Genomic DNA, 414 nt, shown 5'->3' with positions numbered 1-414 from the left:
AGTTGGCTATAATTGTGGAGCGAAGCGGAACGTAGCCAACTGTTTTTATTCCGTTTAAAGCTCTTGTTAGCTGTATATTCTGATGGTCAAAGGATGCTTTATTTAGGCATCTCGAATTGTGGCATTAGAACAACAAAACCTTCCGTAACTTCGTTTCTTAGTTTAGATAACTCTCGACTTTCATTCGATTCGTAAAAACTTTTTGCTAACTCTTTACTTTTAAATTTGTAAACAACCATATGAGAATATGGAGAAGAACCTTCCAAGCAGTCAGCATGATTGGCAATGACTAATTCACCACCAAATTTTTGAACTATTGGCACTGATAACGGACCTAATAACTCGATTCTTTCTTTATCGATAATATTGTAATGGTAAATAATATAGCAACTCATTGCATACCTCTTTTACAGC

Annotated in this window: 1 protein-coding gene; it reads right to left on the bottom strand. The window is 35.0% G+C overall.

Annotated elements, in window-relative coordinates:
- Positions 1-98: 98 nt before the first annotated feature.
- Positions 99-395: a DUF1330 domain-containing protein gene (locus tag CXF74_RS21750; protein WP_101084710.1), complete on the bottom strand. Its 297-nt coding sequence runs from the start codon at positions 393-395 to the stop codon at positions 99-101.
- Positions 396-414: the final 19 nt, after the last annotated feature.

The organism is Psychromonas sp. Urea-02u-13 (assembly GCF_002835995.1).
Lineage (GTDB): Bacteria > Pseudomonadota > Gammaproteobacteria > Enterobacterales > Psychromonadaceae > Psychromonas.
This window is presented reverse-complemented; position numbering and strand designations above follow the sequence as displayed.

Coding starts and splice junctions, on each gene's coding strand:
- CXF74_RS21750 (WP_101084710.1), bottom strand. CDS start 395: ATGAGTTGCTATATTATTTACCATTACAATATTATCGATAAAGAAAGA.